This window comes from Nonomuraea sp. NPDC050547, from assembly GCF_044457345.1.
GTDB lineage: Bacteria > Actinomycetota > Actinomycetes > Streptosporangiales > Streptosporangiaceae > Nonomuraea.
Genome location: NZ_JBITGW010000016.1, coordinates 148827 through 167635, shown reverse-complemented (window position 1 = coordinate 167635; position 18809 = coordinate 148827). Strand labels below are relative to the sequence as shown.

The window sequence follows — 18809 nt, the reverse complement described above, 5'->3', positions numbered from 1 at the left end:
CGGGCGGCGAACCCGGGGTCAGCCCCGCCCGAGCACCCCGGCGGTCACCCCGGCCAGCACCTCCATGGTCACCCGGGCGTCGAACTCCTTGCTGAGCAGAGCGGCGACCTGTCCCTCGCGCCACGCCGTACCGTCGTGGGAGGACAGGCGGGAGGACAGCGCGTAGGCCAGCCCCCTGAGGTCGCCGGCCGTCACCAGCGCGCCGGTCTCCTCGCCGATCACCTCGCGCAGCCCGGGGATGTCGAAGCCGACGACGGGACGCGCGCTGGCCATCGCCTCCAGCGCGGTCAGCGGCAGCCCCTCCCAGCGGGACGGCATGACGACCAGGTCGCAGGCCGCGTACCAGGGCCGCACGTCGGCGCTGGGGCCGGCGAAGTGCACTCCGGGGGGCGCGTCGGCCTCCAGCTGGGCCTTGAGCTCGCCGTCTCCGACCAGCGTCAGTCGCGCGTCCGGGCACGAGCGCAGCACCCGGGGCCAGGCACGCAGCAGCAGGTCCTGGCCCTTCTGCCGGGTGAGCCTGCCCACGCAGACGGCGAGCCGGGCGTTCTCGGGGACGCCGAGTTCGGCGCGGGCCCGTAGCTGCGCCTCGATGCCGGCGGGGGTGAAGTGGTCGAGGTCGACGCCGTTGCGCACGACGACGAGCCGGGCCGCCACCCCCCGCGCCGCCCCGGCCTCGGCCTCGCCTTCGCCGACGCACACGATCGCGGCCGCCCAGCGCGCGGCGGTGCGCTCCCACGCGATCGCGGTCCTGGCCGTCGCGCCCCGGCAGGCCAGCCACGACCAGCCGTGCGGCTGGAAGAGCGTGGGCCGCCGGCCCCGTACGGCCAGGCGTCCCACCAGGCCCGCCTTGGCCGAGTGCAGGTGGATGATGTCGGGTTCGAGCTCGTCGACGATCCGGCGCAGCGCGACGGTCTCGTCCTTGCACGAGCGCACGGGGGAGCGGGCCGACTCCCAGGCCGCGTGCGGGATCTTTTGCTCGGCGAGCCGGTCGGGGAGCGTGCCGCGCGACGGCGCCGCCACCGTGACCCGCCAGCCGCGCCGTACCTGGTCGGCGGCGGCGGCGCTGACGTAGGCGGCCACGCCCGCCTCGACGGGCTGGCTGACGTGCAGGACTGAGATGGTCATGAGCCGGCCTTCACTGGGAGGCGTTCCTTGAGCGTGCGGGCCGCGCGGATGCGGGCGCGCACCAGCGCCGCGTAGAGGCCGGCCCGTTGCGTCCTGCCGAAGATCATGCGGCGGTTGCCGATGGCCTTTGCGCCCCACTTGGCCTTGTGCGGCTCGGCTCCGCGCAGCAGGCTCAGCTTCTCCAGCCTGCGCGCGTGCGCCTGGCGCAGCCCGTGCCGCAGGACCATGGCGAAGGTGTCGACGCGGGTACGCAGCCAGGGGTCGGCCCCGTACAGGTAGCCACCGGCGAAGTCGGCGCCGATGAGGCAGAAGTCGGCGGCCACGAGGCGCTCGCCGACCCGGAACTCCGTCAGCGCGGCCCGTCCGGTGGCGATGAGCTCGGTGGCGGACCTGGTGAGGTGGGCCTGGAAGCGGGAGCTGAGGTGTTCCTTGTTGATCGGCCGGCCCGCCCATTGCAGGGCGTGCAGGCGTAGGAGGTCCTCCATGGCCGCGGGCACCTGTTCCGGGGTCACCGCGTGCACCTGAAGGTCCAGCTTGTCGATCTTGTAGAGGCCGCGGCGGAGTTTGCCGGCCGTACGCGTGCCGAGCGCGGCCAGCTGGTCCTCCAGCGGAAGGGCGGGCATGTACAGGCAGGAGGAGCCCTCCATGAGCCAGCGGCGGCCCGGCCAGCACGCGTGCAACGTCTCCAGGGCGGCGCCCGGCTGGGCCTCGGGGAAGTCCATGACGTCCCAGCCGGGCAGGCCGAGCAGCGCCTCGCCCGCGGTACGGGCGAGGCCGTCGCGATGCGCCTCGTCGAGGAGTACGTCGGTGTAGTCGGACAGGCCGACGCCCAGCGGGCTCAGCACCCGGCAGCCCCAGCGCCGCGTTCGCATCAGCGGCAGCGCGGCCACCAGCCGGTCCTGGTGGCGCAGCAGCAGGACGTGCAGGCGGGACCGCCCGCCGTACCACTGCCACCAGGAGGTGAGCCAGGCGTGCGACTGGAAGGGGGTGGAGGTGGCGCAGCGCTCGTACAGGGCGTCCCATTCCGGCTTCATGGCCGCGAAGGCGCCCGGGTCGGTCACGACGCTGTTCTGGCCGTCGGCCAGGAGGCTGGGCGTCATGCGCCGACCGGCCGCTTGCGTGAGCGCTCGCGGGAGCGGGCGGCGGGCTCGTCGCGGGATGCGCCCTTGTCACGGCTCTGTCTGGCGGGCGGGGCGACGAGGTAGAACAAGCCGCCGAGCAGGAGTCCCGCGGCGCCGCCCACGGTGAGGTTGATGAGCGCGTCGGGGCCTGACGGTTCTTCCGGCGCCAGCGCCTGGGACAGGTTGGCGATGCGGACGCCGGTGTCGGGGGCGCGGGTGCCGGCATAGGTGATGAGCGCCTGGGCCAGCGCGTTGGCCTGACCCGCTGCCTGCGCGGCGTCCGGCGCGGAGGCGGCCAGGCTGATCATCGGGGCGTCGGGGGAGCCGGAGACGCGTACCGTGCGCTGCAGCTCGCCGACCGTGCGGGCGGCGAGGCCGGGACGCAGCGCGGCGCCGACGACGGCGGGCTGCGTGGCGATCTTGGTGAAGGCCTGGGCGAACTTCGTCGTCTGCTCGATGCTCGACGGGGCGTCGGCCACCACGACGACGTACGCCTGGGCGGTGTACACGCGGTCGGTCAGCGCGGTGTACAGAAGTCCCGCGCACAGGCCCAGGACGACGGCGCAGCCTTGCGGCCACCACCGCCGGGCAGCGGCGGATACACGGCGGGTCACGCTCATGGTTGCTCTCCCCAGGCTGGCGCGATGGTCTTCGATCGGGATCTTTGCTCGTGCACGCGCAGGTACAGCGCTTCGATGCGGTTGACGTGATGGCCGATGCCGTAGTGGTCCACGGCCTGCGGCGGGAGCTGCCGTGGCGCGCCTGCCGCGATGAGCTCCTCCACGGCCTGACGGAACGGCTCCGCCGCCGAGGGCAGCCGCCGCGCGTTCGGCGAGGCGCTCGCGGGCAGTTCGTCCAGCGCCGGGCACGCGCTGTAGAGGACGGGCAGCCCGCACGCCAGCGCCTCGACGATGGCGAGACCGAACGTCTCCTCCTGCGACGGCGCCGCGAAGACGTCCATGGCCGACAGCAGTGCCGGAACCTGGCTGGACTGCCCGGCCAGCACCATGCGGTTCGCGATCCCCAGCCTGCGCGCGTGCGCGACGAGGTTTGCCCGCTCGGGCCCGTCCCCCACCAGCAGCAGTACGGTGTCCGGCAACCCGGCCACGGCCTCGATCAGCACGTCGAACCGCTTGCCGGGCTCCAGCCTGCCCACCCCGCCCACCACCGTGATGTGCGGCGGGATCGTCAGCCGGCTGCGGGTCGTCTCCCGCACGGCCGGGTCGAAGCGGAACGCCCGCGGGTCGATGCCGTTGGCGATCACCTCGATCCGCTGCTCCGGCACGCCCCACCGGACCAGCCGCTGGGCCGCCGCCGACGACACCGCGACCGTCACGTGCCCGAGCCGCTCACCGGCGCGGGCCATGACGCGCACCGGCGCGGTGATGGGCCGGCCCTCCAGGTGCCGTTCGCCGATGGAGTGCTCGCTGGCCACGATCGCGGCCACGCCGGCCAGCCGGGCGACCAGCCGTCCGTACAACCCGGCGCGAAACAGGTGCGTGTGCACCACGTCGTAGCCGCCGCGCCGGACCAGCCGCCACAGCGGGCCCAGTACGCGCAGGTCCCGGTTGCCGGTCATGCCGAGATGGTGGACGGTCACCCCTTCGGCCTGGATGGCCTGGCTGATCAGGCCCGGTTTCGTGAGCGCGGCGACCTCGGCGGTCACGTGATGGTTGGCCACCAGGTCACGCAGCTGCCGCTCGGCCCCGCCGGCCTCCAGCCCGGTGATGACGTGCAGCACCTTCATCGCCGGCCCCACTTCCAGTAGTGCAGGCCCCGCTTGACGGTCAGCCGGAGCCGCCGGTCGTCGTCGCTCACGTGGGTTCTGGGCAGGCAGAGCTGGTCAGCCTCGCCGGGCTTGATGCCACAGGCGTAGGTGTAGCCGGCGGCGCGTACCGCCTCGACGGCCTCGCGGTCGGCGTGGCCGTAGGGGTAGGCCAGGCCGAGGACCTCGTGGCCGAGTATCGCCTCCAGGTCCGTGCGGCTCGTCTTGACCTCGTGGTAGAGGTCCCCGGTCGGGGCGCCGGCCAGCGACAGGTGCGTCTGGGTGTGGGAGGCGACCTCCATGCCCTCGTCGGCGACCTGCCTGAGCTGTTCCGCGGTCATGAGCGGTTTGCGCGGGCCGAGCGGGTCCCAGGCGTTGTCGCCGCCCAGGCGGCCGGTGACGGCGAAGACCGTGGCGGTGAAGCCTTGGCGCAGGAGCACCGGCAGGGCGTGGGCGGCGAAGTCGGCGTACCCGTCGTCGAAGGTGAGGCCGACGAGACGCCGGGCCGTACCCTCGCGCTGGGCGCGCAGGAGTTCGCGCATGGACACGCCGCGCAGCCCCCGCCCGCGCAGCCACGCCATCTGCGCGGCGAAGCGGGCGGGTCTGACGGTGATGAGGTACGGATCCTCGTCGAAGTCGTCGACCGAGTGGTACATCAGGACCTGCTGCCTGGTTGGGCTCACAATCGCACTCCCCCTTCGCGGGGCCTCAGCGCGTCGCCGAGGTCCCGCCTGGAACCGGTGAGTAGTGCCGCGGTGACGAAGACCGCCGTGGTGACGGCGGCCTGGCACGGCACGGCGACGATCAACGAGAGGTCCGCGGTGATCGGGCGGACCAGGAAGGAGACGCCCGCCGCGACGGCGGCCGCCGCGGACAGGCGGCCGACGGACCCCAGCAGCGCGCGTCTGGGCAGCACCAGGAGCGGCGCGCCGAGCCCGCCCAGCAGGAGCGCGGCCGTCAGGCTGATGCCCGCCGCGTTGGCCAGCGCGACCCCGCCCACACCGAGCGGGATCGCCAGGAACGGCGCGGCGACCGCGGTGAGCGCCAGCCCGGCGGCCATGGCGGCGGCCGGGTACCAGGAGGGCCGGGAGGCGCAGAAGTAGACCCGGCACAGCACGCCGACCACGGCCTGGCCCAGCAGTCCCAGGCAGTACAGGCGCATGCTCCACGCCGTCGCGGCGGTGTCGTCCGGGGTGAAGGCGCCGTGCTCCAGCAGCAGGCCCACCACGCCGGGCGCGTGCGCGACCAGGAACGCCGTGGCGGGCAGCACGATCGCGGCGGCCACCCACGTGTCCGCCAGCACCCGCCGGCCGGCGCCCGCGCCGTCGCCGGCGGCGACGCAGCGGGCCAGGACCGGGAAGGAGACGGTGGCGAGGATGAGCGAGGCCACCATGGGCACCTGGGCGATCTTCTGCGCGTAGTTCAGGTAGGAGATCGAGCCGGGCGGCAGCGAGGAGGCGACGAACCGTTCGACGAACACCTGCGCCTGGCGCAGCAGGGTGAAGGCGGCGATGGGCGCGAAGATCGTCCAGGAGATCGACGTCGCGACGCCGGTCCTGACCGGGGTTCCGATGTGCCGGATGAAGGACGGGGCCTGGATGAGCGCCATGAGCAGGCCGCCGGCCGCCACGCCGCACGCCACCGCGGTGATCCCCCAGCCGTCGTGGCCGATGGCGATGGCGCCGACGATGGCGGCGTTGTAGGCCAGGTAGATGGCGGCGGGCGGGCCGAAGATCCGCCGCGTACGCAGCGCGGCGCTGCAGAACCCGGCCAGCCCGAAGCCCAGCACGGTCAGCGAGGTGATCTGCGTGCACCGGGTGGCCAGGTCGTGCTCCTGGATGCCCGGCGCCAGGCCGCGCGCGATGAGCGGCGCGGCGGCGGCCGTGGCGGCGCTCAGCAGCACGAACGCGAGGACGGCCTTGGGCAGCGCGGCCCAGACGACCTCACGCAATGACCGGCCCTCCTCCACGGAGCGGCTGAAGTAGGGGATGAGCAGGAACGACAGCGCGCCTTCTATGAGCAGGGGCGCGGCCGTCTCCGGAATGGTCCAGGCGACCATGAAGGCGTCGGTGCCCGCGCTGGCGCCGAAGACGCCCGCCACCAGGAGGTCGCGGGCGAACCCGGACGCCGAGCCGGCGATGACCAGCAGCATGGTGACCGTGGTGGCCCTGGCCAGCGGGCCGCGGGTCTCCTCGGTGGTGGCGCTCATGCCGCGTCCGCCGCGACCACCCAGGACAACAGCAGGCCGATCATGATCGACATGACGACGGTGGGGGATCCGCCCACGTCGGCGTAGACGAAGTCGACGAGCTGCCAGGTCAGGAAGCCCGCCGCGCACAGCCCCGCCGCCCTTTGGGCGGAGGTGCCGCCGCGCCGCGCCCGCTTGGCCGCCAGCACGGCCAGCCCGGCCCACAGCAGTGCGAAGGCAGAGAGCCCGAGAAGACCCTGCTCGCTCAGCACCAGCAGGTACATGTTGTGCGGGGAGCGCAGCTCCTGCCGCTGGAATCCGTTCACGGGGTCGGCGGTGTCGCTGCTGGCCGAGACGTGCAGGGGCGCGTAGTTGTCGCGCCAGGCCGCGAAGCCGCGCGGGCCCACGCCGAGGAGCGGATGGTCGTGCCACATGCCGGCGGCCGTCTCCCACAGGCCGTACCTGTCGTTGACCGACTGGTCCGGCTGGGAGGCGACGGAGGTCATGGAGGCCAGCCGCTGGGTGACGGTTCCGGACCCCCAGCCGCCGAGTACCACGAGGCCCAGCACGAGCGCCCCGGCGAGAGCGCCGCCGACGGCCTTCCTGCTGCCCGACAGCAGGATCATGACGACGCCGGCCATCAGCCACGCCAGCCACGCGCCCCGGCTGAGCGACAGGACCAGTGCCGCCAGCAGGACGAGCAGGACCAGCGTCGCGGCGACCCGTGGCCGTCCCCGCGTGGTCAGCACCAGGGCCAGCGCCACGATCGCGCCGTAGCTGACGACGGTGGCCATGCCCATGATGTCGACGGCGCCGAACGTGCCGATCGCCCTGATGCTCTGCCCGCCGTAGGAGGCGCCGCTGCCCGAGTACGCCTGCCAGCACCCGAGCAGCGCCTGGACCAGGGCCACGCCGAGCACCGCCGCCGCCACCAGCCGCCGGTCCACCTCGTCGCGGACGACGATCGCCATGGCCAGCGGCACGATCACGAAGATCTCGAGGTAACGCACGAACCCCGGCAGCGCCGCGACGACGTCCACGCTGGCGAGCGTCGCCGCCGTCACCGCGACGGCGGGCGGAGCCAGCAGGTACGCCCGCCTGGGCAGCCGGAGCCGCCCCCTGAGCGCGTGGACGAGCGCGGCCACCACCAGGCAGCCGGCCGCCACGTCGGCCGCGGTCACGTTGAAGGACGAGTCGAGCTGGGCCCGTTGCTGCGGCACGCACACCAGCGCCACCGTCAGCACCGCCAGGATGCTGGGCCGCTGCCAGTTCAGCGCGTGCGGGGAGAGGCGCGGACGCAGGGCGAGCGCCACTACGCGCCGCCCAGGCGCAGCACGCAGCCGATCGTCTTGAGCGCGATCTTGACATCCAGGCCGAACGACCAGGTGTCGATGTAGTGGTTGTCCAGGCGCGCGCGCTCCTCGATGGAGGTGTCGCCGCGCAGGCCGTGCACCTGGGCCCAGCCGGTGATCCCCACGGGAACCCGGTGGCGGCGGTCGTAGCGCTCGACCGTCTTCGAGAACTGCTGCACGAAGTACGGCCGCTCCGGCCGCGGGCCCACGATGCTCATGTCCCCGGTGACCACGTTCCACAGCTGCGGCAGCTCATCCAGCGACGTCTTGCGCAGGAAGCCGCCGAACGGGCCGCTGAGGCGGCTCTGGCTCACGGTCCACTGGGTGGCCGAGTCCCGCGCGCTGGCCGGCTTGAGCGTACGGATCTTCAGCATGTCGAAGCAGCGCCCGCCCATGCCGACCCGCCGCTGGCGGAACAGCACGCCCGGCCCGCCTTCCAGCCGGACGCCCAGCAGGCACAGCCCCAGCACGGGCGCGAGCGCGAGCAGCGCGAGCAGCGCCAGCGTGACGTCACAGACGCGCTTGGCGATCCAGTACGGCCGGCGCTGCGCGGGCGGCCGCATGTCCACCAGCGGGAAGCTCTGAAGCTGCCGGCCCGGCGCCACGAAGTCCTGGACGAGGTCGTCCGGTCCGGGGGCGAGCATGATCTGGCACCCGGTGGCCCCGATCTCCTGCAGCACGGCCCGCGAGATCGGCGGCTGCCCGGCCAGGATGACGACGCTGACGGCCGAGCGCCGCAGCATCTGGGCGCAGGTGGAGTAGGTGGCCAGCACCGGCAGGTCGTCGGCGGGGCCGTGGGCCGACGCGCTGGCGCCGACCAGGCCGATGGGCTCGATGCCGTGCTCGGGGTGCTGCAGGAGTGTCCTGGCCAGCCGTACGCCGTGCTCGCCGGTGGAAAGGATCACGGCCTTGCGGGGAGCGCGGCGCCGGGCCGCGACGTGCCGCCAGGCGCGTACGGCCCCGTGGGCCAGGGCCATGAGCGCGGCGTGGCAGAGGCCCGCCAGCAGCCAGGCCGCGGACGGCGGCGCGGGGACGGGCGAGCACAGCCACGCCTCCAGGCTCAGCGTGCACAGAGCGGCCATCGCCCAGCCCGTGAACCGGGCTCTGGGCAGGATGACGTGCAGGGCGACCGCGATCGCGACCGCTGCCGCCAGGTTGGTCGGCCGCCAGCCGGTGATGGTCGTCGCGGCCAGCAGGCAGGCGGTCGGCAGGCCGAGATGGGCGGCTCGCCGGGTGAGGTGGCGCAGGGGGATGTCAGGTCGAGGTGAGGCGGGCGCCTCGGGTGCCATCGCGGGCCCGGAATCCAGGAAGTCCTCAGTCGGTTCGCTGGTGCCAACAGCTACGGTCATCTGTTGCCTCCAAGGTCGCGGTCACACGCCAGTGCTGCGGGATGAGGGGTAGTGGCAGGGGCTGGCAGTCGTGGCTGTTTCTCTGCAGGCGCTTGTGCGAGGACACAAGAATGGCGTTCATTCGCGCCCCAAGATCGTTGAGATGGTATCGGCGCAAGCGTTGGAACTGGCCGATAGAAGGCTCGCGCGGGGTTCATGGGTGGGCAAATATTTCGCCACTGCCAGTAGCGCTGGAATTGTGGCCCGCGGCTGCGCGAGTTATTCCATGCCCGCGCGGAGCAAACGGACAACTTCTTTGTTCTCGGCAATACGGCCAGAGCAGGCCTTGTCCCGTGAAGACGGACATGCCGTCAGCCGCGGCGCTGGTCAATGAAGAAGTCGCCGGCGAATTAACTGTGGTAATCGGCGGCTGATTAAGGCAAAGCCTGTGCCCACATAGTTCAACGTCGTCGGATGGGGCCGAGACGCGGTGATAGAACTTTCCCGGTAGCTCGGTCGCGATAGCGCTTTGTGCGGTGTCCACAGGGCGCACGTCGCGGCATTCGGAGTAATCGGTTCGTAGGTCATGCGTAATCGCGAACACGTCCGATCACAGCCCGGAAAGGCAATCATGAATCGCATAGTCAAAAGCACGGCCATAGCTGTGGCCTGCCTGGGAATGGCAGCGGCGCTGGCCGGCCCCGCCCTGGCCGCGGCCAGGAGTGACGGGGACCCGCTCGGCGGCCTCCTCGGCGGAGGCGGCGGCAGCAGCCTGCTCGGCGGGAACGGGCAGAACCCGCTGATGTCCCTCACGAGCCCGCTCGCGGGGATCACGCAGAGCGAGAACCCGGTGGACGGGATCACCCGTTCCGCTGACGGCACGGCCCGTTCGGTGGAGGGCGCGGCTCGCCTTCTCCCGCAGGGGACCTTCCGCAACGGCCTGCCGCTGAACGAGGCCTCCAACGCCGCCGGCGTGGAGCACCGCAACCCGCTCGAGCCGGCCCTCACCGGCGCGGCGAGCTCGCCGCTGGACTTCGCGCTGCTGGACGGGCGTGAGGTCGTCGGCCTTGAGCACCAGGACGAGCCGGTGCCGGGTGTCGTCAGCTCCCTGACCGGGCGCGCCGACGAGATCCTGCACGCCCCCGCGCTCGAGCCCGCCGCCGAGGCGGCGATGCCGCAGATCACCGAGCGCCTGGCCGGTCAGACCGACCACGCGGCGTTCATGGCGAAGACCGCCGCCCACCAGGTCGGCTCCGTCTCCGCGCACGATCTGCTCAGCGGCCCGAACGCGGCGGTCAAGTCCGCGATGCCCGCGGCGGTGTCCACCGAGCTGGCGCCCGTCCTGGGCAGCCCCGAGGTCAGGCAGCCGATGGCGCAGCGCGTCGCCGGCCCGCGGACCGACGTCCCGCTCGACGAGATCGCCCCGCTCGTCGAAGGCCCGCTCGCCGCGTCGCCGCTGGCGCAGACGAAGGGCGCTCCCGCGGCTGTGGGAGAGGCGCTGGGCTCCTCGGTCCCGACGACCGGCGCCGTCGGCGACATGGCAGCGGCTCACTAGAGTCACTCCCTCGTGCGCTGAAGGAACCACAGGCCCTTCGCCGCACAGAGCAAGCAGCCCCCCGACCGTCTTCCGCACCCGTCCGGCGTCATGGTGCCTTTCGCCGGGCGTGAACAGATCGGCTGCGGTCACGACCTGCCCGCGTCGCTGTACGCGGTGGGCTCTGACCTGGTGACGTCGATGCCCTCGCCATTGGAGGGGAACGGGAACATCGGCGCCACGAACTGCTGTGTGGCGTGACAGCTGCGTTCCTGACAGCGCAGCCCGCCGAGCGAGGTGATAGTGCCCGCTTCACCCGAGCTCGGTGGTATGGCTCACGTGGACAACCGCCGACGGCCGTGCCCGAGCACGGCCGTCGGCCGTCGCGTTTTCCAGGGAAAATTAGCAGAATGCCCGATATAGCTTCTTTCTCCCGCGCAAATCCTCTTTCATGACAGCGTCCATACCGTGCTTTTCCCATGGCGCCATTGCCCGAGGGTATGACCCGTCGGGGCGCCAGAGACGGAGATGTCGGACTAAGTCAATAAGCGCCCCGAAGATGCATCGCGTACGGCAAGCGAGGAGCGGGCGGGAATGCGGAAAGTGCTCAGCAGGATCGGTAAAACCGTTGCGGCGGCGGGAATCGCCGCCTTTTGGCTCCTACCACCCGGCGTGGCCACGGCCAGCCAGAGTTTCGCCGTCGACCTCACCATGGACGGCGTGAGCCAGTTCAACGTCGCCCACACCGCACGTGGCCTGCGGCTCGGCCCCCAGCTCGCGGCCACGGCCACCGAGGGCGAAGAGCGCCAGGGCTTCTACGTCACCACCGCGATCGGCACACGTTCCCTGGCCAACCGCATCCGGCCGATCATGATGGCCGAGACGCCGCCGGGCGCGGGCGTCATGCTGGAGTTGCGCGGCCAGACCCGCTCCGCCCGCTGGACGGAGTGGCGGGAGGCCAGACAGGGCTCCGACGAGGTCGTCCTGCCCGCCTCGTCCACCCAGCTCCAGGCCAGGATCACGCTGACGCAGCGCGGCACCGGCCAGGGCCCGGAGGTGTACGGCCTGCGCCTGCTGGTCGTCGACCCCGCCCGCGGCCAGCCGCAGGCCGGGACCGAACCCGCCCCCAAGCCGCTGACCAGCCGCGTCTTCGCCACCCGTATCGGCCAGATCGGCGACAAGACCGCCAACGGTCACACGATCGGCACCACGGACCGCTTCGTCGCCCTGCCTTCCAGGCGGGCCCTGAACGCCAACACCACGGAACGCGCCTACGAGGTCAAGATCTGCTACGCCACGCGCTGCGTCGTCGCGCCGATCTGGGACGTGGGCCCGTGGAATATCCGCGACGATTATTGGAACGCCGCGGCCACCCGCGATATGTGGCCGGATCTGCCGCAGGGAAAGCCTCAGGCGCAGGCGGCATATCTCGACGGATACAACGGGGGCCGCGACGACAGGTCGAGAAAGGTGCGTAATCCGGCGGGCATAGATCTGGCGGACGAGCTTTTCTGGCAGGACCTCGGCATGACCACGAATGACTGGGTCAACGTCACATATCTGTGGACGGACGTGGAAGCGCTGCTGTGAAACAGGGAGCCCGGCGCGACGCCGGGCTCCCCCATTTACCTTCTGCGGACGGGGAACCATCCAGAGTGGCGGTGGGGGCCACGCGGAAAACGGTAGAGCACGGCGGATCCCGCGCCGGACCGCTTTGCGATCTCTTGAGCCCTCGCACCCGTGCTGTTGACCGCGGGAGGCGGGTGAGAGCATTCCGCTGTCATGGCCGGGATGTGGGTCTTGCGGGTGGCGCGCTCGGTGATCTTCGCCGTGGCGTGCCTGGTGCTCGCCGCCCTGGCTCACCTGGCGGGCTGCTCGCCGAGGTGTTCGGGGTGCGGGCGGAGGTGGTCGAGCATCCGCTGTAGGGCGGGGTGCTGATCGCCTTCGATCACACGACGCCGTTGGCGTGATCCCGCTGTAGTGCGGCTTCGGCGCCGGCCCGGCACTCCTCCAGGGTGTGCCCGGCCAGCGCCTCGCGTACGGCGGGGACGCAGACGGCGGACATGGACAGGCTCGTCACGCCCAGCCCGACCAGGACCGGCGCCAGGCGCGGGTCACCGGCGGCCTCGCCGCACACCCCGACGGGCTTGCCCGCGCCACGGCCGGCCGCCGCGCACATCTCCACCAGCCTGAGCAACGCGGGCTGCCAGGGGTCGAGCAGGTCGGCCAGGGCGGGATGCTGCCGGTCGGCGGCGAAGGCGTACTGGCCCAGGTCGTTGGTGCCGATGCTGAGGAAGTCGACCTCGGCCAGGATCGCCTCGGCCAGCAGCGCGGCGGCGGGCACCTCGATCATCACGCCCACGCGGCGCACCCCGGCCGCGCGCGCCCGCCCGGCGAAGCGCGCGGCCTCCCTCGGGGTGCTGACCATGGGCGCCATCACCGCGGGTTCGGCGCCGGTGGCGCGGGCCGCCTCGGTGACGGCGGCGAGCTGGGTGTCCAGGACGTCCGGCCGCAGCCGGTCCACGCGCAGGCCGCGGATGCCGAGCGCCGGGTTCGGCTCGACGGGCAGCTCCAGGAACGGCAGCGGCTTGTCGGTCCCGGCGTCCAGCGTCCTGACGATCGCGTCGGGGACGGACTTGAACACCGCCGCGTACGCGGCCACCTGCTCCTCGAAGCCCGGGGCTGTCCTGCGGTCCAGGAACAGCAGCTCGGTACGGAACAACCCCACCCCCTCCGCCTCCGGCGCCAGGTCCCCGGCCGAGCCGATGTTGAGCAGCAGCTTGACCGGATGCCCGTCGGCGGTCCGGCCGGGTCCGCGGCTGTGGGCGAGCTTGGCGCGCTCGGCCTCCGCCCGGTGTCTGACCTCCTCGGCGGCCGGGCCGTCGAGGCCGGTGCGGATCTCGCCGGTGGCGCCGTCGACGCTCACCAGCGTGCCCTCCTCCAGCGTGAGGGCGCCCGCGCAGGCGACGACGGCGGGCAGTCCCCTGCCGCGGGCCAGGATCGCGGTGTGACTGGTCGGCCCGCCCTTCTCGGTGACCAGCGCCAGCACGTCCTCGCTCAGCCCAGCGGTGTCGGCGGGGGAAAGGTCCTCGGCGACCAGGACGAACGGGTGGCCGGGGTCGGGCACGCCGGGCATCGGCAGGCCCAGCACCGCGGCCACGGCCCGGTTGCGCAGGTCGTCGAGGTCGGCGGCGCGCTCGGCGAAGTACCCGCCCGCGGCCACCAGAGCCGCGCGATGGCCGGTGAACGCCGCGTCGAGGGCGTGGGCGGCGTCCATGCCGCCGATGACGTGCTCCTCGGCCGCCTCCAGCAGCGTGGGGTCGGCGGCCATCATGGCCTGCGACTCCAGGATGTCGCGGGCCTCGCCACCGGCCCGCCCTGCCCGCCGGTCGAGCTCCGCCGCGACGGCGGACAGGGCGGCCGCCACGGCGGCGGTCCCGGCCTCGGTGGACAGGGGCGGGCCTGGGGGCGGGAGCGCGGGCGCGGCGGCCATGAGAAGGACGGGGCCCGCCGTACGCCCCGGGCTGACGCCCAGTCCCCGTAGGTCAGGCATCTGCGGCGTCCAGATCGCGAGCCAGCATGGCGGCCAGCGCGTCCAGGGCGGACTCGCCCTCGGGGCCGTCGGCGGCCGACAGCGTCACCTCGGTGCCCCGGACCGCGCCCAGTGACAGCACGCCCAGCATGCTGTTGGCCGGGACCTCCTTGCCGGACCCGACACGGATCCTGACGGGCACGCCCAGCTTCATCGCCGCCTGGACGAACAGCTTGGCCGGTCGCGCGTGCAGGCCCGCCCGCGCGGCCACGGCCACCGTACGCTCTGCCATCTCACTGCTCCTTCACGGCTCGATCGTTACCTTGATCGCCTCGCCCCTGCTGACCAGGGCGATCGCCTCCAGCACGTCATCCAGGCCCAGCCTGTGGGTGATGAGGTCGGCGACCGGAACCTGTCCTGAGGCGATCAGCTCCAGCGCGCGGGCGTTGTGGGCGGGACTCGACCCGTTCGCCCCGACGATCGTCAGCTCCCGGTAGTGCACGAGGTTGGAGTCACACCGGATGATCGGGTCGTCCTTGGGCAGGCCGCCGAAGAAGCTGATCCGGCCCTGCCTGGCCGCCATCGCCAGCGCCTGCTCCTGGGCGGCCCCCGAGGCGGCCGCGGTGATCACCACGTCGGCGCCGCGCCCGCCGGTCAGCTTGAGCACCCGGTCGACGGCGTCGTCGTCGATCACCGCGTCGGGTTCGACCAGGGCGGCGGCCTTGGCCAGGCGGTCGGCGTTCACGTCGGCCAGGAAGACCCTGGCCGCGCCGCGGGCGCGCGCCAGCCGTACGTGGAGGCAGCCGATCGGACCCGCGCCCATCACCACGACGTCGTCCCCATCGGACACCCGCGCCAGCTCCTGGCCGTTGAGCACGCAGGCGAGCGGCTCGGCCACCGAGGCCTCGGCGAAGGACACCCCGTCGGGGACGGGGTTGACGCCACCGACGGCGACGACCTTGTCGGGGATCGCCATGTACTCGGCGAAACCGCCGTCGTAGTGGTAGCCCATCGACTCCTGGTTCGGGCAGACCGTCATCCGGCCGCGCCGGCACTCCGCGCACGTGCCGCAGGGGACGGCCGCGATCACCTGCACGCGTTCGCCCGTGCCCACGACCTCCCCGGCGATCTCGTGGCCCATCACCCTCGGCGGCGCGATGTGGTGGTGGCCGTGTTTGTAGATCTTCGCGTCGGTGCCGCAGGTCGAGCAGTTGCGCACGCGGATCACCAGGCCGCCCTCGGGGCGCGGGGCTTCCTCGATCCTGATGTCGCCTGGGGCGTGGAATCGGGCGACCTTCACGTGAGCTCCTTCATGACGGTCTCGACGTCGGGGGCCTCGCGCAGCCTGCGGGCCCGGTCGGGATCGAGCAGGATCTCGGCGAGTTCGGCCAGCAGCGCCACGTGGCCGTCGCCCTTGGCGGCGATGCCGACGCAGAGCGTGACCCGCTCGCCGTCCCAGTCGATCCCGGCGGGGAAGCGGAGCACGCAGATCGCGTCACGCAGCACGTGCTCCTTGGACATGCCGTGCGGGATCGCCACGCCTTCGCCGACGTAGGTGGAGATGGAGCGCTCGCGTTCCAGCATGGCCTCCACGTACGGCCGCGCCACCGCGCCGGCCTCCACCAGCACCTCACCGCACCGGGCGACGGCCTCCTCGCGGGTCGCCGCCTTCTCGCGCAGGAGTACGGCTCGCGCCTCCAGCACCTCACGCACCGACGGTCCCGCCCTTCTTGATGGTCTCGACGAGCCGGGTGACGGCCGGATCGCCGAGGAAGATCTGGAAGGGGATGATGACCTTCCCCGGCGCCCCGGCCTGGGCGCGGGCGGCGAGCCCCGCGTGGGTGAGCACCACGTCGGCGTCGTCGGGGATGGAGTTGACCGGAGTGTGCTCCACCAGGACGCCGGTGCCCTTGAGCTGCTTGCGGACGGTGGTGGCGAGCATGACGCTGCTGCCCATGCCGGCGTCGCAGGCGATCACGATCTTGCGGATGTCCTTGCTGTCGATGCTGCTCATGCTGTTGCGACCTCTTCCTTCTCTTCCTTCTTCTCGCCCCGGCCGAAGCCGAGCAGGAGGGCGGCGACGACGAAGCTGGCCGCGGTCGACAGCAGGATGCCGGCCCCCACCCCGAGCCAGCCGCCCCTGGGCGTCACCGTGAGGTAGGCGAAGATGCTGCCCGGCGAGGGTGGCGCCACCAGGCCGGAGCCGGTGATCATGAAGGTGAAGATGCCGACCGCGCCGCCCGCGATGACCGCGAGGATCAGGCGGGGCTTCATCAGCACGTACGGGAAGTAGATCTCGTGGATCCCGCCGAAGAAGTGGATGATGATCGCCGCCGGGGTGGTGGGCCGCATGACCCTGGGGCCGAAGAACATGAAGGCCAGCAGCAGGCCGAGCCCCGGGCCCGGGTTCGACTCCAGCATGAACAGGATGGACTGCCCGGACCTGGCCGCCTCGGCGACGCCGAGCGGGCCGAGCACGCCGTGGTTGATCGCGTTGTTGAGGAACAGCACCTTGGCCGGCTCGATGAGCAGTGAGGCGGCGGGCAGGAGGCTGTTGCCGATCAGCCACCCGACCGCCCCGCCCGCGGCGTCGGTGACGACCTTGACGATCGGGCCGATGCCCCAGGCGCCCAGCAGCGCCATCGCGCCGCCCACGATGCCGGCGGTGAAGTTGTCGACCAGCATCTCGAAGCCGGCCTTGGTGCGGTCCTCGGTGAACCCGTCCACCAGCTTGAGCACGTACGCGGCCAGCGGGCCGATGATCATCGCACCCAGGAACATGGGGATGGTCGCGCCGACGATCAGCCCGACGGTCGCGACCGCGCCGACCACCGCGCCACGCTGGCCGTGGACCATCCGGCCGCCGGTGTAGCCGATGAGGATCGGAAGCAGGGTGCTGATGATCGGGGTGACGAGCTTGGCGAAGTCCTCGTTCGGCAACCAGCCGGTCGGGATGAACAGGGCCGTGATGAGGCCGAAGGCGATGAACGCGCCGATGTTCGGCATGATCATGCCCGCTAAGTAGCCTCCGATGCGCTGGATGGTGGCCTTGACGCCGGTCCCGGTGACCGGAGGGGTGTAGGTGTCGGCCATGGTTACTCTCCCAGGGGGGTGGACGGATCTGCGGGAAGCAGCCGGACACGGTCGCGGCGGATGTCGGAGGGGTGGGGCATGCGGCTCCCCGGCAGTTCGACGGCGGCGGCGGCCCAGGCCAGGGCCTCGCGTAGCGCGCGTTCGCAGGCGAGCGGATCGGCCAGGAGCGCGTCCCCCGGGGAGCCGTCCCTGCGGGCTGGGCCGTCCCGGAGAGCTGAGCGGGACAGGTGGGCCAGGAAGCCGGCCAGCATGGCGTCGCCGGCGCCTACCGTGCTGCGGGGTTCTTCGACGCGGCAGTCGCCGTACCAGACACCGTGTTCCGCGACCAGGACGGCGCCGGCCGCGCCGAGGCTGGCCAGCACCGAGCGCGCGCCGGCGGCGCGCAGCTTCTCCGCGGCCTCCACGGCGTCGCCCAGGCTGGTGATCGGGCGGCCGGTCACGTCGGCGAGCTCGTCGCGGTTGGGCTTGACCAGCGCGGGACCGGCGGCGACCGCGGCCATGAGGGCGGGGCCGCTGGTGTCGACGGCCATGTGGATGCCGGCGCCGGTGAAGCGGCGGCAGAGCACGGCGTAGACGTCCTGGGGGACCGACGGCGGCAGGCTGCCGGAGGCGACCACCCAGTCGGCCGAGTGCGCGGCGGACAGGACGGCCTCGGCGACGGTGTCGAGTTCGTCGGCCGACAGCGCGGTGCCGGGCTCATTGATCTTGGTGACGGTGCCGTCGGGCTCGGCCAGGGCCACGTTCGAGCGGGTGGCGCCCCTGACCGGGACCATCACCATCTCCAGGCCCTCGTCGGCCAGGAGGTGGACCAGCCGCCTGCCCTCGTCGCCGCCGAACGGCACCACCGCGCACGAGACGACGCCGTTGGCGAGGAGGGCTCGGGAGACGTTCACGCCCTTGCCGCCGGGGTCGAGCCTGGCCGCTCCCGCCCTGATCACCGCGCCGCGGGTCAGCTCGCCGACCTCGATGGTGCGGTCGAGGCTCGGGTTGAGCGTCAGGGTGAGGATCATGCGCGGACCACCTCGAGCCCCGCCTCGGCCAGATCCGCGGCGGTGGCCGGGTCGAGGCCGGCGTCGGTGATCACCACGTCGATCTCGTTCAGCGTGGCGAAGCGGGAGAAGTAGGTGTTGGTGAACTTGGTGTGGTCGGCGAGCAGCACGCTCCGCTCGGCGGCCGCGATCATCGCCCGCTTGATCGCCGCCTCGGCCGGGTCGGGCGTGGTGAGGCCCTTGGCGACCGAGCAGCCGTTGGTCGCCATGAACGCCACGTCCACGTGCAGGTCGGCCAGCGGACGCAGCGCCCAGTCGTCGACCGTGGCCAGCGTGCGCCCGCGGACCCGGCCACCCAGCATGATCACGGTCAGGTTGGCCCGGGTGGCCAGGACCGTGGCCAGCGGCGGGGAGTTCACGACCACGGTCAGCTCCCGGTCGGCCGGTAGCACCTGGGCCAGGCGGCCGGTCGTGGTGCCCGCGTCGATGATCACGGATCCGTCGTCGGGCAGTTCGGCGAGGGCGGCCTTGGCGATGCGTTCCTTCTCGGCGGTCATCACCTCGTCGCGGGCGGCCAGCGCGGGCTCGAAGCCGAGCCGTTCGACCGGGATCGCCCCGCCGTGCACGCGGCGCAGCACGCCGGCCCGCTCCAGCACGGTGAGGTCGCGGCGTACGGTCTCCGTCGTGACGTCGAAGCTCTCGGCCAGCGCCACGACGTCCACGCGACCGGCCTCGCGCGCCCTGCGCAGGATCTCCTGCTGGCGCTCCTCGGCGTACATGCT

General features: G+C 72.5%; 18 protein-coding genes. 2 read left to right on the top strand and 16 right to left on the bottom strand.

The genetic code is table 11. The features are described 5' to 3' along the window. Nucleotides 1–18: 18 nt before the first annotated feature. From ACIBHY_RS35550 to ACIBHY_RS35515, 8 genes are read right to left on the bottom strand one after another with little or no spacing between them, the layout of a single operon-like run. Nucleotides 19–1125 carry a glycosyltransferase gene (locus ACIBHY_RS35550; RefSeq protein WP_397308980.1) on the bottom strand — a complete coding sequence of 369 codons (1107 nt, stop codon included), beginning with the start codon at nt 1123–1125 and terminating at the stop codon, nt 19–21. Then, nucleotides 1122–2225, bottom strand: a complete 1104-nt coding sequence (locus tag ACIBHY_RS35545) for a GNAT family N-acetyltransferase (protein WP_397308979.1) — start codon at nt 2223–2225, stop codon at nt 1122–1124. The genes ACIBHY_RS35550 and ACIBHY_RS35545 overlap by 4 nt, the downstream gene beginning before the upstream one ends. Further along, nucleotides 2222–2866 (bottom strand): hypothetical protein, encoded by a 645-nt coding sequence (locus tag ACIBHY_RS35540; RefSeq protein WP_397254552.1) that lies wholly within the window; start codon nt 2864–2866, stop codon nt 2222–2224. The genes ACIBHY_RS35545 and ACIBHY_RS35540 overlap by 4 nt, the downstream gene beginning before the upstream one ends. Next, nucleotides 2863–3993, bottom strand: coding sequence for a glycosyltransferase (locus ACIBHY_RS35535; protein WP_397254550.1), 1131 nt, complete (start codon nt 3991–3993; stop codon nt 2863–2865). The genes ACIBHY_RS35540 and ACIBHY_RS35535 overlap by 4 nt, the downstream gene beginning before the upstream one ends. Then, on the bottom strand, nt 3990–4694 hold the full coding sequence (locus ACIBHY_RS35530) for a polysaccharide deacetylase family protein (protein WP_397254548.1): 705 nt from the start codon (nt 4692–4694) through the stop codon (nt 3990–3992). Before ACIBHY_RS35530 ends, ACIBHY_RS35535 begins: the two co-directional genes overlap by 4 nt. Then, entirely contained in the window at nt 4691–6220 is a 1530-nt protein-coding gene (locus ACIBHY_RS35525; RefSeq protein WP_397308978.1) for a lipid II flippase MurJ, read from the bottom strand. Before ACIBHY_RS35525 ends, ACIBHY_RS35530 begins: the two co-directional genes overlap by 4 nt. Then, nucleotides 6217–7512 (bottom strand): O-antigen ligase family protein, encoded by a 1296-nt coding sequence (locus ACIBHY_RS35520; RefSeq protein ID WP_397254544.1) that lies wholly within the window; start codon nt 7510–7512, stop codon nt 6217–6219. The genes ACIBHY_RS35525 and ACIBHY_RS35520 overlap by 4 nt, the downstream gene beginning before the upstream one ends. Further along, nucleotides 7512–8900, bottom strand: coding sequence for an exopolysaccharide biosynthesis polyprenyl glycosylphosphotransferase (locus tag ACIBHY_RS35515; protein ID WP_397254542.1), 1389 nt, complete (start codon nt 8898–8900; stop codon nt 7512–7514). The genes ACIBHY_RS35520 and ACIBHY_RS35515 overlap by 1 nt, the downstream gene beginning before the upstream one ends. Nucleotides 8901–9558: 658 nt before the next feature. On the opposite strand from ACIBHY_RS35515, the gene ACIBHY_RS35510 reads away from it, so the two are divergent. Together ACIBHY_RS35510 and ACIBHY_RS35505 are read left to right on the top strand one after the other, a co-directional pair. Then, nucleotides 9559–10434, top strand: a complete 876-nt coding sequence (locus ACIBHY_RS35510) for a hypothetical protein (RefSeq protein WP_397254540.1) — start codon at nt 9559–9561, stop codon at nt 10432–10434. A gap of 651 nt (nt 10435–11085) precedes the next feature. Continuing rightward, nucleotides 11086–12003 (top strand): hypothetical protein, encoded by a 918-nt coding sequence (locus ACIBHY_RS35505; protein ID WP_397254538.1) that lies wholly within the window; start codon nt 11086–11088, stop codon nt 12001–12003. Nucleotides 12004–12361: 358 nt separating this feature from the next. On the opposite strand, the gene ACIBHY_RS35500 is transcribed toward ACIBHY_RS35505, so the two are convergent. The 8 genes from ACIBHY_RS35500 to ACIBHY_RS35465 are packed head-to-tail and all read right to left on the bottom strand — an operon-like array spanning nt 12362 to nt 18806. Beyond that, nucleotides 12362–13966 carry a phosphoenolpyruvate--protein phosphotransferase gene (locus ACIBHY_RS35500; RefSeq protein ID WP_397308977.1) on the bottom strand — a complete coding sequence of 535 codons (1605 nt, stop codon included), beginning with the start codon at nt 13964–13966 and terminating at the stop codon, nt 12362–12364. Next, nucleotides 13959–14237 carry an HPr family phosphocarrier protein gene (locus ACIBHY_RS35495; RefSeq protein ID WP_397308976.1) on the bottom strand — a complete coding sequence of 93 codons (279 nt, stop codon included), beginning with the start codon at nt 14235–14237 and terminating at the stop codon, nt 13959–13961. Before ACIBHY_RS35495 ends, ACIBHY_RS35500 begins: the two co-directional genes overlap by 8 nt. A 12-nt stretch (nt 14238–14249) precedes the next feature. Next, nucleotides 14250–15245 (bottom strand): zinc-dependent dehydrogenase, encoded by a 996-nt coding sequence (locus tag ACIBHY_RS35490; protein ID WP_397254532.1) that lies wholly within the window; start codon nt 15243–15245, stop codon nt 14250–14252. After that, nucleotides 15242–15658 carry a PTS sugar transporter subunit IIA gene (locus ACIBHY_RS35485; RefSeq protein WP_397254530.1) on the bottom strand — a complete coding sequence of 139 codons (417 nt, stop codon included), beginning with the start codon at nt 15656–15658 and terminating at the stop codon, nt 15242–15244. The genes ACIBHY_RS35490 and ACIBHY_RS35485 overlap by 4 nt, the downstream gene beginning before the upstream one ends. Then, nucleotides 15651–15959 (bottom strand): PTS lactose transporter subunit IIB, encoded by a 309-nt coding sequence (locus ACIBHY_RS35480; protein WP_397254528.1) that lies wholly within the window; start codon nt 15957–15959, stop codon nt 15651–15653. Before ACIBHY_RS35480 ends, ACIBHY_RS35485 begins: the two co-directional genes overlap by 8 nt. After that, on the bottom strand, nt 15956–17038 hold the full coding sequence (gene mtlA, locus ACIBHY_RS35475; protein WP_397254526.1) for a mannitol-specific PTS transporter subunit IIC: 1083 nt from the start codon (nt 17036–17038) through the stop codon (nt 15956–15958). The genes ACIBHY_RS35480 and mtlA overlap by 4 nt, the downstream gene beginning before the upstream one ends. A 2-nt stretch (nt 17039–17040) precedes the next feature. Continuing rightward, nucleotides 17041–18048: a 1-phosphofructokinase family hexose kinase gene (locus ACIBHY_RS35470; RefSeq protein WP_397254524.1), complete on the bottom strand. Its 1008-nt coding sequence runs from the start codon at nt 18046–18048 to the stop codon at nt 17041–17043. Further along, complete coding sequence (locus ACIBHY_RS35465) at nt 18045–18806, bottom strand: DeoR/GlpR family DNA-binding transcription regulator (protein ID WP_397308975.1); 762 nt, start codon at nt 18804–18806, stop codon at nt 18045–18047. The genes ACIBHY_RS35470 and ACIBHY_RS35465 overlap by 4 nt, the downstream gene beginning before the upstream one ends. Between the last annotated feature and the right edge of the window lie 3 nt (nt 18807–18809).

Bases quoted from the DNA above. Each gene is read 5' to 3' on its own strand.
- ACIBHY_RS35495 (WP_397308976.1), bottom strand. From the start codon at position 14,237: ATGGCAGAGCGTACGGTGGCCGTGGCCGCGCGGGCGGGCCTGCACGCG.
- mtlA (WP_397254526.1), bottom strand. From the start codon at position 17,038: ATGGCCGACACCTACACCCCTCCGGTCACCGGGACCGGCGTCAAGGCC.
- ACIBHY_RS35540 (WP_397254552.1), bottom strand. From the start codon at position 2,866: ATGAGCGTGACCCGCCGTGTATCCGCCGCTGCCCGGCGGTGGTGGCCG.
- ACIBHY_RS35480 (WP_397254528.1), bottom strand. From the start codon at position 15,959: ATGAGCAGCATCGACAGCAAGGACATCCGCAAGATCGTGATCGCCTGC.
- ACIBHY_RS35515 (WP_397254542.1), bottom strand. From the start codon at position 8,900: ATGACCGTAGCTGTTGGCACCAGCGAACCGACTGAGGACTTCCTGGAT.
- ACIBHY_RS35535 (WP_397254550.1), bottom strand. From the start codon at position 3,993: ATGAAGGTGCTGCACGTCATCACCGGGCTGGAGGCCGGCGGGGCCGAG.
- ACIBHY_RS35465 (WP_397308975.1), bottom strand. From the start codon at position 18,806: ATGTACGCCGAGGAGCGCCAGCAGGAGATCCTGCGCAGGGCGCGCGAG.
- ACIBHY_RS35510 (WP_397254540.1), top strand. From the start codon at position 9,559: ATGGCAGCGGCGCTGGCCGGCCCCGCCCTGGCCGCGGCCAGGAGTGAC.
- ACIBHY_RS35550 (WP_397308980.1), bottom strand. From the start codon at position 1,125: ATGACCATCTCAGTCCTGCACGTCAGCCAGCCCGTCGAGGCGGGCGTG.
- ACIBHY_RS35500 (WP_397308977.1), bottom strand. From the start codon at position 13,966: ATGCCTGACCTACGGGGACTGGGCGTCAGCCCGGGGCGTACGGCGGGC.
- ACIBHY_RS35525 (WP_397308978.1), bottom strand. From the start codon at position 6,220: ATGAGCGCCACCACCGAGGAGACCCGCGGCCCGCTGGCCAGGGCCACC.
- ACIBHY_RS35545 (WP_397308979.1), bottom strand. From the start codon at position 2,225: ATGACGCCCAGCCTCCTGGCCGACGGCCAGAACAGCGTCGTGACCGAC.
- ACIBHY_RS35470 (WP_397254524.1), bottom strand. From the start codon at position 18,048: ATGATCCTCACCCTGACGCTCAACCCGAGCCTCGACCGCACCATCGAG.